12 protein-coding genes are annotated in these 12,831 nt (G+C 68.4%); 3 read left to right on the top strand and 9 right to left on the bottom strand.

What is annotated here, in order from left to right; translation table 11 throughout:
* Positions 1-53: 53 nt before the first annotated feature.
* The 9 genes from ACFYXF_RS08300 to ACFYXF_RS08260 all read right to left on the bottom strand — a co-directional run bounded on the left by ACFYXF_RS08300 (position 54) and on the right by ACFYXF_RS08260 (position 9,218).
* The gene (locus ACFYXF_RS08300; protein ID WP_389348766.1) at positions 54-419 is read right to left on the bottom strand and encodes a hypothetical protein; all 366 of its coding nucleotides are present in this window, start codon (positions 417-419) and stop codon (positions 54-56) included.
* A gap of 46 nt (positions 420-465) precedes the next feature.
* On the bottom strand, positions 466-1,713 hold the full coding sequence (locus ACFYXF_RS08295) for a cytochrome P450 (protein ID WP_389348765.1): 1,248 nt from the start codon (positions 1,711-1,713) through the stop codon (positions 466-468).
* Positions 1,714-1,731: 18 nt separating this feature from the next.
* Entirely contained in the window at positions 1,732-2,835 is a 1,104-nt protein-coding gene (locus ACFYXF_RS08290; protein ID WP_389348764.1) for a fatty acid desaturase, read from the bottom strand.
* 10 nt (positions 2,836-2,845) lie between these two features.
* Entirely contained in the window at positions 2,846-3,169 is a 324-nt protein-coding gene (locus ACFYXF_RS08285) for an acyl carrier protein (protein ID WP_389348763.1), read from the bottom strand.
* The gene (locus ACFYXF_RS08280) at positions 3,156-4,106 is read right to left on the bottom strand and encodes an acyl-CoA desaturase (RefSeq protein ID WP_389348762.1); all 951 of its coding nucleotides are present in this window, start codon (positions 4,104-4,106) and stop codon (positions 3,156-3,158) included. Before ACFYXF_RS08280 ends, ACFYXF_RS08285 begins: the two co-directional genes overlap by 14 nt.
* The gene (locus tag ACFYXF_RS08275; protein WP_389348761.1) at positions 4,028-5,077 is read right to left on the bottom strand and encodes an acyl-CoA desaturase; all 1,050 of its coding nucleotides are present in this window, start codon (positions 5,075-5,077) and stop codon (positions 4,028-4,030) included. Before ACFYXF_RS08275 ends, ACFYXF_RS08280 begins: the two co-directional genes overlap by 79 nt.
* Positions 5,067-6,809 (bottom strand): fatty acyl-AMP ligase, encoded by a 1,743-nt coding sequence (locus tag ACFYXF_RS08270; protein WP_389348760.1) that lies wholly within the window; start codon positions 6,807-6,809, stop codon positions 5,067-5,069. Before ACFYXF_RS08270 ends, ACFYXF_RS08275 begins: the two co-directional genes overlap by 11 nt.
* Before the next feature lie 118 nt (positions 6,810-6,927).
* Positions 6,928-8,079, bottom strand: coding sequence for a LacI family DNA-binding transcriptional regulator (locus ACFYXF_RS08265; RefSeq protein ID WP_389348759.1), 1,152 nt, complete (start codon positions 8,077-8,079; stop codon positions 6,928-6,930).
* A gap of 116 nt (positions 8,080-8,195) precedes the next feature.
* Positions 8,196-9,218: a hydroxyacid dehydrogenase gene (locus tag ACFYXF_RS08260; RefSeq protein WP_389348758.1), complete on the bottom strand. Its 1,023-nt coding sequence runs from the start codon at positions 9,216-9,218 to the stop codon at positions 8,196-8,198.
* Positions 9,219-9,555: 337 nt separating this feature from the next.
* On the opposite strand from ACFYXF_RS08260, the gene ACFYXF_RS08255 reads away from it, so the two are divergent.
* Genes ACFYXF_RS08255 through ACFYXF_RS08245 form a run of 3 tightly spaced genes read left to right on the top strand, consistent with a single transcriptional unit; the run spans position 9,556 to position 12,709 of the window.
* Positions 9,556-10,884 (top strand): ABC transporter substrate-binding protein, encoded by a 1,329-nt coding sequence (locus ACFYXF_RS08255; RefSeq protein ID WP_389348757.1) that lies wholly within the window; start codon positions 9,556-9,558, stop codon positions 10,882-10,884.
* Between the two features lie 11 nt (positions 10,885-10,895).
* Entirely contained in the window at positions 10,896-11,780 is an 885-nt protein-coding gene (locus ACFYXF_RS08250; protein ID WP_389348756.1) for a carbohydrate ABC transporter permease, read from the top strand.
* On the top strand, positions 11,780-12,709 hold the full coding sequence (locus ACFYXF_RS08245) for a carbohydrate ABC transporter permease (RefSeq protein ID WP_389348755.1): 930 nt from the start codon (positions 11,780-11,782) through the stop codon (positions 12,707-12,709). The genes ACFYXF_RS08250 and ACFYXF_RS08245 overlap by 1 nt, the downstream gene beginning before the upstream one ends.
* Positions 12,710-12,831: the final 122 nt, after the last annotated feature.

Here is a 12,831-nt window from a genome sequence, read left to right as displayed (position 1 = left end):
GGCAATGTTTCACAGGGGAATTCGCCATGCGGTACGTCAACTCCCCTGCCGCGTCAGTCCGTTCCGGACCTGTGCAGCGTCTGGGCCGCCAGCAGGGCGCCTCCGACTGCCACCCCCACCGCTCCCGCGGCCAGGAAACTCCGGTTGGAACGCCAGGACAGCACCGACCAGCGCGACTGTGCGGAGAACAGCGAACCGATACTCAGCCACGATCCGGTCGAGATCAGCGACAGGGAGGAACCGATCGAGCCGACGGACAGCGCGCTTCCGATCGAGCCGATCGACAGGGCCGAACCGACCGACCCCACGGACAACACCGACCCCACCGAGCCGATCGACAACACGGAGTCCTGTGACCACAGCGACAGCACCGAACCAGAGGAGGCGCATCCATCCGACCGTGCGGGCAGTTTTGTCATGGGCTCATCTTGCCGCTGGTCTCCGCTGTTCCGCGCGGTTTCGGAGTCACGTCGTACCGAGCATCACCTCCATCCGGGCGAAACCGCGTGTCACCAGCTGGTCCCGGTAGGTCGGCGGGGCCGCCAGGGACAGGTGGGGGAAACGGCTCAGGAGGACGGGGACCGCCATCTCCACCTGCATCCTGGCGAAGGCGGCGCCCAGGCAGTAGTGCGGGCCCAGTCCGAAGGAGAGCGGGCGGTTGTCCTTGCGGGTGACGTCGAACCGCGCCGGGTCGGCGAACTGGCGGGGGTCGCGGTTGGCGGCGGCCAGGACCAGCAGGGCCCTGCTGCCCGCGGCGACCCGATGGCCGTGGAAGTCGATGTCCGTCTCCGCGGACCGCGTCAGTACGTGGTTCGGCGGGTCGAAGCGCAGGGTTTCCGTGACGAAGGCCGGTACGAGGTCGTCGTCGGCGGTCATTCCCCTGCCCTCCGACGGGTGGTTCAGGGCCAGCCTCACCGTGTTGCCGATCAGGTCGCTCGGGCTCTGTACGCCCGCGATCAGGAACATCACCAGGCTGGCGACCAGTTCCTCCTCGCTCAGCGCTCCGTCGGCGTCCCGGTCCCGCACCATCGCACTGACCAGATCGTCGCCCGGGCGGCGCCGGCGTTCCCGTACGAGGTCGTCGAGGTAGTCGACGAGTACGTCCATTCCCGCGTCGGCCGGCAGCAGTTCGTCCGGGTCGAACACCGGCTCGAACGCGGTCGTCGTCGCGGTGATGGCCGTACGCAGCTCCAGCCGGTCCGCCTCGGGGACGCCGAGCAGGTCTCCGGTGACCGAGATCGGGACGCGGGTCGCGAATGTCTCGACCAGGTCGATCGGGCCGCCGTCGGCGTCGAGGGTGGCCAAGTGGGTCGTCCAGCGCTCGGCCGCCCTGGCCGCCAGTCGGCGCCGTTCGGTGATCTGGCGGGGCGAGTAGGCCCAGGCGGCGAAGCGGCGCATACGCTCGTGGTCGGGCGAGTTGCTGAACATCATGATCTTTGTGAAGCACTGCCAGGAGGAGTGGTCGATCATGCCCGTCGTCCGGTGCACGGCGGCGTCCGTGACCAGGAAACGGGGATCGCGCAGGGCGGCGCAGATCTCGTCGTAGCCGAGTACGAGGGTTCCGGAGGGGCCCAGGGGAATCACCGGGCCGAGTTCCCACAGGGCGTCGTAGAGGGGGTAGGGGTTGTGCTTTCCGGCCGGCGTGAACAGCTCCGAGAGGGCCTCGGCCGGGCCCATGGCAGGTTCGGTCAGTTGTTGGTCGGTCGCCGGCATGGCTTTGCCTCCATGAAGTCACGAGGGGCGGGACGTCGTCTTCGGCCGGTTCTTCGGGGGCTCCTTCGCCGCCTCGAAGCCGGTGTAGAAGCCCGCTTCCGTGTCGTACAGGTGCAGGTCGCTGAGGATCCGCCACAGATGACCGGGCCTCAGCCGCTCCTCCCGGACCATGCCCGGATGGGCTTTTTTCAGGGCGAGTTGGGCCTTTGGGAGGTTGTAGAACGGGATCGCCGGGGCCACGTGGTGCGCGGTGTGGACCGAGATGTTGTGGGTCAGGAACAGCAGCGCCTTCGGGTACGCGTAGTCCGTGGTCAGGAGCAGTCTGCTGGCGTTGCGCGTCCAGTACTCCGAGGTCAGGAAGGGGACGTCGGCGGCGCTGTGGTGCATGAGCGTCGTGGCGCTGAACCACAGGTGGGTCGTCAGCCAGGGCAGGACGAAGTAGCCCAGCAGGCCCTGAACTCCGGTGAGCCACACCAGCGTTGAGAGTCCTACGACGGCCACGGGACCGGTGAAGGCGATGGACCGCCAGACGTCGCGCCGCATCGACCGCTTGGGGAAGTAGCCCGGCCGGAAGCCCGACACGAACCAGTAGCGGACGGTGCCTCCCCAGAAGGCCCAGGTGCGGGTGCCCGCGTAGATCGCCTTGGCGAGGGGCGAGAGACGTTGGTAGGCCTCCGGGGGCAACGGGCGCCAGTCCGTGTCCAGTTCGAGGTTGTTCGTATGCGAGTGATGCAGATTGTGGACGTGACGCCAGGAGTGGTACGGGTAGAGGAGTGGCAGCAGTGCGAAGCTGCCGACCGCCGTGTTCAGGCGTCGTGACCGGGAGAACGAGCCGTGTCCGCAGTCGTGGGCGATGCAGTGCATGCCCCAGCCGCCGAGGCCGGCCACGAACCACAGCGGGATGTCGAGCAGCCAGGACGGGGAGTACGCGACTCCGGCTATCGCACCCGCGTAGAGGGCCAGGCTCACCGCCAGCCCCAGCAGCCCTCGGGCCGTGCGTGGTGTGAAGTACTCGCGCGGGATGGACTGCGTCAGGTGTTGGCCTTCCAACGCCCGTGACTTGTCGAGGAATTCCTCGAATCGGCGGTTCGGGTGGGTGGGTATGCCGCTCATGGCCTTCATGCCCCCGCTCTCAGTGGCTGCTCTCCTCCGACAGCCGCCGGCCCAGATGGGCGGCCACGGCGTCGATGGACGAGTGCTCGTACAACAGGGCGGGTGACAGGCGGAGTTCGACGAACTTCTCCAGCTTTCCGCACATCTGGATTCCGGCGCGGGAGTCGAGTCCGTAGTCCTCGAAGGACCGGGTCGTGTCGACGTGCGACGGGTCCACGGACAGCTTGTTCCGCAGGTAGTCGACCATCCATGCCCGGATGGCATCCTCCGTCACCGGACCGGCTTCGGACGTGCTCTCACTCTTGCTCGCGTTCTTGCTCTCGATCTTGTTACGGCGAAACATGACGAACCCCAACTCCCGTTCTTTTCTGGGCTATTCGCGCGGCTGACGGCTCGTGCAGATCCCATACGATGTGCAGCCGGCCGAGGACGGTCAGCACCCAGCCGCTGAGGTCGGGCTCCCACCAGCGGGTGGCGTGCCGGTAGGAACCGGGAAACGCGTGGTGGTTGTTCTGGAGGCCCTCGCCGAAGGTGAGGACCGCGACCCACCAGCTGTTGGTGCTCTTGTCCCCGTTGTCGAACGGCCTGCTGCCGAAGGCGTGGCAGATCGAACCGACGCACCAGGCGGCCTGGTTGGCCACGAAGATCCGGGCGAGGCCGCCGAAGACCAGCCCGGAGAAGGCGGACATGGCCGTGTGCCCGACGGCGAAGCCGATCACGGCCGGGAGGACGAGGCCGGCCGTGACCCAGGTCGGGTAGAGGCGGTGGTGCAGGACCAGGCGCCGGTCACGCAGGACGTCGGGTGCGTACACGGACCACTTCGACGACTCCTCGCTGAGCATCCACGGCATGTGCGCGTACCAGAGGCCGCGCATACGGGCCTTGAAGCCCGTGCCGTGCAGATTGGGCGAGTGCGGGTCGCCCTCGCGGTCGGCGAACTTGTGGTGCCGCCGGTGCGTCGCGACCCAGAACAGCAACGGGCCCTGCGCGGCCATGGAACCGGCGGCCATCAGGACGTCCTGGAACCAGGGGGAGGTCTTGAACGCCTTGTGGGCGAGGTAGCGGTGCAGCCCGATGGTGACTCCGCCCAGGTGCACGGCGTAGAAGGCGAAGAACAGGATCAGGTCGGTCGCCATGAACCGCCCGGTCAGCAACAGATATACGGCGGCTGCGGTGCCGGCGAGCGGGAGGGTCATGGTGGTCAGGGCGGAGAATCTCTTGATCCGGAGGCTTCTCGGGTCGAGCCGGACGATGCCCTCGGGGGCACTGAGTGCCGACATGGTTCGTCCTTCCCTCTCTCCTGGGCTTTCCTGGTTTCTGCCGTACGGGCGGGATAGCGGACGTCCGACACCAGTCCCGCTCGGTCCAGGAGGCCGATGACCCCGCCGGTGATGTCGAGCTGCCAGGCTCGGTGTCGGTTGTGGGCCAGCGACGGCTGGGAGTGATGGTTGTTGTGCCAGGAGCCGCCCACCGAGACCGGCGCGAGCACGGCGAGGTTCTGGCTGGAGTCCCTGGTCTCGTACGGGCGACGGCCCAGCGTGTGCCCCAGCGAGTTGACCGTCCAGGTCACATGGTCGAGGACGAACATCCGGGCGAACCCGCCCCACAGCAGTCCGCCGAGCGCGTCCACGGGCCGACCGGTGATCGCCCAGCCCAGCGCCGCGGGCAGCGCCAGTCCCAGGGCGATCCACCAGACGTAATAACGGTCGACGAGCACGACATGGCGACTGCGCAGCAGGTCGGGGACGAACTTGGCCCAGCCCTCGCGCCGGACGGTGAACAGCCAGCCGACATGGCCGTGCCACAGGCCGCGCAGCACCGCCAGCCGTCCCTCGCCCCGTGGGCGCGGCGAGTGCGGATCGCCTTCCCGGTCGGCGAAGGCATGGTGTTTGCGGTGCACCGACACCCAGAACAGGATCGGCCCCTGCGCCGCCATGCTGCCCGCGATGCCCCACAGGAAGGTCAGTACCGGCCCGGCGGAGAACGAGCGGTGGGAGAAGAACCGGTGCAGTCCGCCCTCGACACCGAGTGAGGTGACGAGGTACATACCCGCGAACAGCCCGAAGTGCAGCCAGGACCAGCCGTGTTGGGCGGTGAAGACCATCGCGGCCACGAAGCCGAGCGTGGATCCGCCCACCGTCGCGCAGGCGAGCACGAGCGCGGCGCGGTCTCGCGGTGGCAGAGCCTTGGCCTCAACATCGGCCGCAACGTTGGCTTCGGCGTTGGCTTCGGCGTTGGCTTCAGCGCTCATGGCACCACCACTCCCGCGCGGCCTCCCGGCGGATCTTCCCGCTCGTGGTCATGGGGATGGTGCCGATCCGTACGAGGTCCACGCCGGCCGGCCGTACGCCGTGTTCGGCGGCCACCGCCGCGATCAAGTCGTCGCGCAGGGCGTCCAGTTCGGCCCGGGGTCGGCGACTGCTGTCGCGTACCTCGGCCACGACCATGACGTGCTCCTCGGACGTACCCCGGACCGCGAAGGCGACCGACCGGTGCACGGAGGGGTGGGCGCGGTCGACCGTGCGCTCGATGTCCTGGGGGTAGAGGTTCCGGCCGGCCACGACGAGCAGGCCGCTGATCCGGCCGGTGACGAACAGTTCACCGTCGCGCAGATAACCGAGGTCGCCGGTGCGCAGATACGTGTGCGGATCGAGGCCGGTGTGATCGGCGGGCGTCGCGCCGAACGTCGTCGCGGTCAGCTCGGGTCCGCGATGGTAGCCGGCGGCGACGTTGGGGCCGCGTACCCAGATCTCCCCGACCTCGCCGTCCGGCAGCTCCCGGCCCAAGTCCGGGTCGACGACCAGGAGTTCGTGGCCCTCCGCCGCGGCTCCGCAGCCGACCATGGGTACCGGGTCGCTCGTGTCGCCCGCCGCGCTCACCACCCGGCCGCGCGACAGTTCCCGCCGGTCCACCCACTCGACGCGCACGTCCGTCCCGGGCTCCTTGGCCGTCACGAACAGTGTGGCCTCGGCGAGCCCGTAACAGGGGATCAGGGTCCTCTCGCGGTAGCCCAGGGGCTCGTACCGCTTGCGGAAGGCGTCCAGAGTGTCGAGTACGACCGGCTCGGAGCCGCAGAAGACGTGGCGGAGCGACGACAGGTCCACCCCGGCCAGATCCTCCTCGTCCACGGCGTCCGCGCAGAGCTGGAAGGCGAAGTTCGGGGCGACGGTGATGGTCACCCGGTGTTCGGTGATCGCCCGGAGCCAGCGCGCCGGCTGCTGGACGAAGTGCTCCGGCGTCATCATCAGCAGCGGCCAACCGCCGTGCAGCGCAAGCATGATGGTCCCGATGAGGCCCATGTCGTGGTATGGCGGTAACCAACTCAGCCCGACGCGATCGGCGTCGTCACCGATATGGCGGCCGATGGCTCGGCAGTTGCTCATCAGGTTGGCGTGGGTCAGCTCCACGCCCTTCGGGTCGCCCGTGGAACCGGACGAGTACTGGATCAGTGCCGTGTTCGTCAGCGTCGGGTGCGCTGGGGCGACCTCCGCAGTCTCCGGAGGCGGTTCGTCGTCCAGCGGGAGCAGCGGCGGCAGTACGGCCCCGTCTGCCGCCAGCGCCGTGAAGCGCCGCTCATGGCGGGGGTCGGCCAGGATCGCCCCCGGTGCGCAGTCGGCCAGGATCGAGCGCAGGCGGGTCACGGCCCGTCGGTTGGTCGGCGGGAAGGCCGGTACGGCCGTCGCGCCGGCCTGAAGGATGCCCAACAGGCCCGCCACGAACCGCAGTCCGGGCTGACCGGCCAGTACTACGCGGTCACCGCTGTGCCCGCCGGACCTCAGCCGCGCCGCCACCGCGTCGGAGTGCAGCTTCAGCTCGCGGTAGGTCCACGACTCGATGTGGTCGCTCGTCCCGTCGACGAGGAAGCGGAACGCCGGGCGGTCGGGGGTTAATCGTGCCCGGACGTCGAGGATGCCGGTGAGCGTCGCATCCGGCCGGGACATGTACGGCGTGATCGGTACCTGTGTGATCTCCGCTTGCACCACCGAACCCCTCCCCTGAGCCGCCGGGTTGGGCGCCCCCGCCACCCAGGTTCAACTCATGCGGTCCGATGATCTGATCGCGTTGCGATCCATACCCAGGGCGGTGCACAGAAAACAACCGTCACCCCCGACCCCTCCGCCCCCGCCCCGCCCGCCCCTCCCCCGGCGCCCGCACCGACTGCCGGATCACCAGCTGCGTCCCCAGGATCACGTGATCGCCCCCGGCGGCGCGCCGTTCCCCGTCCAGCGCCAGCCGTACCGCGGTGCGCCCGAGGTCCTCGTACGGCACCCGGAGTGTGGTCAGCGACGTCGACAGGTCGGCCGCGAAGGGCACGTCGTCGAAGCCCATGATCGAGACATCGCCGGGGACGTCGAGCCCCGACTCGCGCAGTGCCGCCAGTACGCCCGTGGCCACCATGTCCGTGCCCGCGAAGACCGCCGTGAACTCCAGGCCCGCCTTCAGCGCGTCCCGCATACGGTCGTATCCCGAGGCGCGGGTGTACGTCCCCGGGATGTCCAACTCCTCGGCGTACGGCACCCCGTGGGCGCGCAGCGCCTGGAGGTAGCCCGCCCGGCGCTGTTCGGCCGTGCTCATCGCGGGGTCGCCGCCCAGGTAGAGGATGCGCCGGTGGCCCGCGCTGAGCAGGTGGTCGCCCGCCTGGAAGGCGCCGCCCCTGTTGTCGTACTCCACCACCGTCACCGGCAGGTCGCCGGGCAGGGGCGGGCGTCCGCACAGCACCAGGCGGGAGCCGACCGCGTCCAGGGCCCTGGCGTACTCGGCCATGCGTGCGTGGTACGCCTCGTCCAGGACCGCGCCGCCCACGAGGATGACCGCCGCCGCGTGCTGTTCCCGCATCAGCTGGACCAGGTCGTGCTCCCGGTTCTGGTCACCGTGGGTCGTGCAGACGAGGCTCAGCCGGCCCCTGGCGGCGGCCTCCTGTTCGACTCCGGAGGCGACATCGGCGAACGACGGGCCGATGATCTGCTCCATGACGAGGGCTACCGGTCCCGCGACCCCGCCGGACAGTGCCTTGGCGTGGACGTTCACCACATAGTGGAGGGACTCGACGGCCGCCATGACGCGGGCCCGGGTGGCGGCGGAGACGGGATGGCTGCCGGCCAGGGCCCTGGAAACGGTTGCCACCGAGACGCCCGCCTTGGCCGCGACATCGCGGATCGTGCTGGGCCGGTCGGCGTCGGCCCCGGTCCGTCTGCGCTTGCCCGACGTGGCGCGAGGGCCCGATTTCCGGGCTTCGGTTCCGTTCTCCGTCACGTTCCGACGTTACTGCATCGCCGGTGTGCCGACCGGTTGCTGTGCAGCAACTCCCTCCCCTCCTGGTGAAAACGATTACACCCACCCGCACCTCGGGCTGACCCCCCGCCCCACACCTACGCGCTCCGCGCCAGATCGCTCTGCCGCACCCGATGCCCGAGCGGGACCCCCGCGCCGAGCAGCTCCAGCTCGTCCACCACCGTCCGCCCGAGACGCGCGAGTTCGTTGCCCAGGGACCCGGCGATGTGCGGGGTCAGGAACACGTTCGGCAGGTCGTACAGCGGGGACCCCGCGGGCAGCGGCTCAGGTTCGGTGACATCGAGCACCGCACCCAGCCGCCCGGAGACCAACTCCCCTGTCAGCGCGTCATGGTCCACCAGGGCGCCCCGGGACGTGTTGATCAGGACACCCCCGTCCGGGATCAGCGCGAGACGCTCGCGGTCGAGCATGCGGTACGTCTCCGGGATGTCCGGGGCGTGCAGGGTCACGATGTCGCTGGTGCTCAGCAGCTCCTCCAGGGACAGGGACGTCGCGCCCAGCGACCGCGCCTCCTCCGCGTCCACGTACGGGTCGTACAGCGTCGCCGTCAGTTCGAACGGGCGTAGCAGGTCCAGTACCCGGCGGCCCACCCGCGAGGCCCCGATCACGCCGACGCGCCGGCCGAGGTTGCCCACGGCCGCGTAGTCGGCTGAGGCCGGGTAGACGCGCTCGCGGCGGAAGCGTTCGCGCAGGCCGAACGCGTCCTTGCCGGCGAGGAGTACGGCGGCCAGGGTGTACTCGGCCACCGGGAGGGCGTTGGCCTGCACCGCGCTGGAGACGGTGAGCCCGCGCTCCCAGACCGCGTTGCCGAGCAGGCTGCGGACGCTGCCCGCGGCGTGCAGGACGGTGTGCAGCCGGGGTGCGGCGGCCAGGGCGTCGGCGCCGATGTGGGGGCAGCCCCAGCCGGTGATCAGTACCTCCGCCTCGGCCAGCGCGGCGGCGGCACTCGGGTGGGTGAAGTCCTGGACGACCAGCGTGGGATCGATCCGCACCAGTCCCCGCAGCCGTTCCATCAGGGCGGGCGGGAAGAGTTCGGGCAGGTGCACCGGGTCCATCGCGAACAGGGCGACCGGGAGACGTGGTGCGGGCACGGCGGGCATGGGACTCCAGGTTCGGGGTGGGACACGCACCACGGGTGCGGGATGTAAACGTATTCCAAGCTAGGACCGGTTCTCCGAGTCGGTCAATGCCCCCGAGGGAGATGCGATCACGCGACCGCCACTCACCAGAACTGGTACGGAAGAGGAAACCCCAGGTCACCCATGCCAGTTCGTAACCCGTCGGCAAGGTGTGTGAAACAGAAATCGGACGACCTCTTGCTTCTCGGCCATACGCGGGCCTACCGTCCAGCACGGCAAACGGTTACATGTCTCGGCTGCAACTCTCGGCCTCGCGGCGACACCCGGCGATACCTGGTGCTACCTAAGGAGCACGCTCATGTCCGTCAGATTCAGGCGCCCCGCCCTCGCCGGAGTCGTCTGCGCTCTCGCGCTCACCGTCTCCGCCTGCGGCGGGTCCGGTTCAGGTGACGACGCCTCGGGGTCCTCCGGTCCGGTCACCCTCGACTTCTGGGGCTGGGCCAACGGCCAGGAGGCGGTCGTCAAGGCGTTCAACGCCTCGCACAAGGACATCCAGCTGAAGTACACCAAGGTGACCGACCAGTTGACGATGCAGAAGCAGCTGAGCAACGCGGTCAAGGCCGAGAACGCGCCCTGTCTGTTGCAGAACACCGGTGAGTACGTGACGAGTTGGGTCGCGCAGGGCGCGCTGGCCGACATCACGAAGTACGTCGGGTCGAGCAAGGACAGGTTCAACCCGGGCGCGTGGGCCGTCGGCCAGGTCCAGGGCAAGGTCTACGGCGTACCGACCGCCTCCGCACCGGCGTTCACGATCTACCGTACGGACATCTTCGCGAAGTACGGCCTCAAGGCCCCGGCGACCTGGGACGACTTCATCGCGGCGGGCAAGGTCCTGAAGAAGCACGGCATCAAGATCACCAACTACGCCGGTGAGGACCCCAGCACCCTGGAGGTGCTGGCCATGCAGGCGGGCGCCCACTGGTACGCCATCGACGGCGACGCCTGGAAGGTGGACTTCCAGGACGCGGGCAGCCTCAAGGCCGCGAAGGTGATCCAGGACATCATCGACAACGACCTCAACTCGAAGCTGTCCTTCGCCGACTACGCGGCCGTGCAGCGCAACTTCGACAAGGGTGGCACCGCGACCCGGCAGATCTCCACCTGGCAGATGTCCGGGATGGTGCAGAACTTCACCGACTCCTTCGGCAAGTGGGCGCTCGCGCCGTGGCCGACGTACAAGGGCGAGGCCGCGAAGACTCCGGCCGGGACCAACCAGAGCGGGAACCTGACCCTGGTGTCCAAGCAGTGCAAGCACCAACAGCAGGCCGCCGAGGCCGCGTTGTGGATGTCCACCGACACCGGCGCGGTCAAGACGATGGCGAGCCCGGAGACCGGCAGCGGTGTGATGCCAGCGCTGGCCGACAGTGACTCCTACGTCCCCGAGGCGATCTCGGAGAAGCTGCTCGGCTCCAACTACCAGTCGGCGCAGCAGATCGTGAAGGACAGCCTGTCGACTGTGACCACCGACTGGACCTTCGGCCCCGACTGGACCGCGATGTTCTCCGAGCTGCAGAGCCAGTGGGGCCAGGTGGTCGGCAAGAAGCAGACGGTCACAGAACTCCTCGCGCACATGCAGGAGTGGACGGTCAAGGATCTGAAGTCCCGCGGTATCAACGTCAAGGGCTGAGGCACATCCCGATGATTCGCTCACTGCGCTGGAAGGGTGCCGCGTTCACGGTGCCCTTCCAGCTCGGCTTCGTCTTCCTCTATCTGCTGCCGATCGGTTACGCCGTCTACCAGTCGCTGTATCGCTCGCAGTCCTCCGGTCTTGGCCTGGGCGGCACCACGGACGAGTTCTCCGGCCTGGACAACTACCAACAGGGCCTGACAGACCCGAAGTTCATGGGTTCCGTGCTGCGGGTGGTGCTGTTCGCCCTCGTGCAGATCCCGGTCATGCTGGTGATCAGCCTGGTGCTGGCGCTGCTCCTGGACTCCCTCACGTCCAAGGCGGCCGGCCGGTTCCGGATCATGCTGCTGGTGCCGTACATGATCCCGGGTGTGGTCGCCGCGCTCGTCTGGATCAACCTCTACAGCCCGGACGTCGGCCCGCTCACCCCGCTCGGCGACCTGTTCGGGCTCCACTGGAACTTCTTCGCGCCGTCGATGGTGTGGCCGTCCATCGGCAACCTGCTGACCTGGCACGGCATCGGCTACAACATGGTGATCATCTACGCGGCGCTGCAAGGCGTTCCGCGTGAGCTGTTCGAGGCCGCGCGGCTGGACGGCGCGAGTGAGTGGCGTATCGCTACGAGCATCAAAATCCCGTTCGTGCGGGGGGCGTTGGTGCTGACCGGGATGCTCTCGATCATCCAGATGCTGCAGATCTTCAACGAGCCAGCGCTGTTCCGGAACATCACCCCGCAGACGGTCGACGACAGCTTCACGCCCATCATGATCATCTACAACCAGGCGTTCAACGCGGGCAACTACCACTACGCCGCGGCTCTTTCGGTCCTGCTCGCGCTGATCCTCGGCGTCGCCTCCTTCCTCTTCTACCGGCTGACCTCGAAGGAGACCGACTGATGGCCACCACCGCGACGACCACTACCGCCGACTCCTCCAAGAGGTCTCCGGCTCCTTCGGCCCGGCGCCTCAACCGGCCTGATCCCAGGGCGCGTTCGCGTGGCGGTCAGCGGTTCGTGCTGGTCGGTCTAGTACTGGCCAGCGTGTACAGCCTGTTCCCGGTGTACTGGCTGATCATCGCCGCCACCAAGGACCGTACGGGCCTCTACCAGTCCAACGGCCTGTGGTTCTCCGGCTGGCACCTCTGGGACAACCTGCATCAGGTGTTCACCTACGAGGACGGCATTTTCCTGCGCTGGACGGCCAACTCGTTCCTGTACGCCGGTGTCGGCTCCCTCGGCGGCACGCTGATCGCCCTCGCGACCGGCTACGGCCTGGCCCGCTTCGACTTCCCCGGGCGCGGTGCCGTGTTCGCGGCCGTGGTCGGCTCGTTCCTGATCCCGATCGCGCTGCTCACGCTGCCGCTGTATCTGCTGTTCTCGGAGATCGGGCTGGTCGACACCCCGTGGGCGATGCTGATCCCCTGCCTGATCAACCCGTTCAGCGTGTACCTCGCCAAGGTGTACGTCGAGGCGACGATCCCCTTCGAGCTCTTGGAGGCGGCCCGGATCGACGGCGCAGGGGAGCTGCGGATCTTCTTCAGCATCGTGCTGCGGATGATGACGACGGGCGGCGCGACCGTCTTCCTGCTCGCCTTCGTCAACACCTGGAACGCCTTCTTCCTCCCCCTCACCGTCCTGCGCGGCGAGGAGAACTGGACGCTCAACCTGGGCCTGTACAACTGGTCCGGGAAGCGTGCGGAGTCCGGCGTCGACCTCACGAGCCTGGTCCTGACCGGTGCGCTGCTCTCCATCGTTCCGATGGCGATCATGATGGTGGCGATGCGTCGGTACTGGCGTACGGGGGTCACCATGGGGGCCCTCAAGTGACCCTGATCAAGGGGCACTTGAGGGTTCCTCTGCCGGCTGCTGCTCTTCTCCGGGCTACTTGTTGGTCTTGGGCAGTGGCAGTCCCGGCGGGCTGATCTCCGACTTGGTCACGGCCTCGTCGG

Source organism: Streptomyces sp. NPDC002680, from assembly GCF_042889145.1.
Lineage (GTDB): Bacteria > Actinomycetota > Actinomycetes > Streptomycetales > Streptomycetaceae > Streptomyces > Streptomyces adonidis.
Note: the sequence above shows the minus strand (reverse complement) of the source record. Positions and strands in the feature narration are given on the sequence as shown.

Coding starts and splice junctions, on each gene's coding strand:
- ACFYXF_RS08300 (WP_389348766.1), bottom strand. CDS start 419: ATGACAAAACTGCCCGCACGGTCGGATGGATGCGCCTCCTCTGGTTCG.
- ACFYXF_RS08295 (WP_389348765.1), bottom strand. CDS start 1,713: ATGCCGGCGACCGACCAACAACTGACCGAACCTGCCATGGGCCCGGCC.
- ACFYXF_RS08290 (WP_389348764.1), bottom strand. CDS start 2,835: ATGAAGGCCATGAGCGGCATACCCACCCACCCGAACCGCCGATTCGAG.
- ACFYXF_RS08285 (WP_389348763.1), bottom strand. CDS start 3,169: ATGTTTCGCCGTAACAAGATCGAGAGCAAGAACGCGAGCAAGAGTGAG.
- ACFYXF_RS08280 (WP_389348762.1), bottom strand. CDS start 4,106: ATGTCGGCACTCAGTGCCCCCGAGGGCATCGTCCGGCTCGACCCGAGA.
- ACFYXF_RS08275 (WP_389348761.1), bottom strand. CDS start 5,077: ATGAGCGCTGAAGCCAACGCCGAAGCCAACGCCGAAGCCAACGTTGCG.
- ACFYXF_RS08260 (WP_389348758.1), bottom strand. CDS start 9,218: ATGCCCGCCGTGCCCGCACCACGTCTCCCGGTCGCCCTGTTCGCGATG.
- ACFYXF_RS08255 (WP_389348757.1), top strand. CDS start 9,556: ATGTCCGTCAGATTCAGGCGCCCCGCCCTCGCCGGAGTCGTCTGCGCT.
- ACFYXF_RS08250 (WP_389348756.1), top strand. CDS start 10,896: ATGATTCGCTCACTGCGCTGGAAGGGTGCCGCGTTCACGGTGCCCTTC.
- ACFYXF_RS08245 (WP_389348755.1), top strand. CDS start 11,780: ATGGCCACCACCGCGACGACCACTACCGCCGACTCCTCCAAGAGGTCT.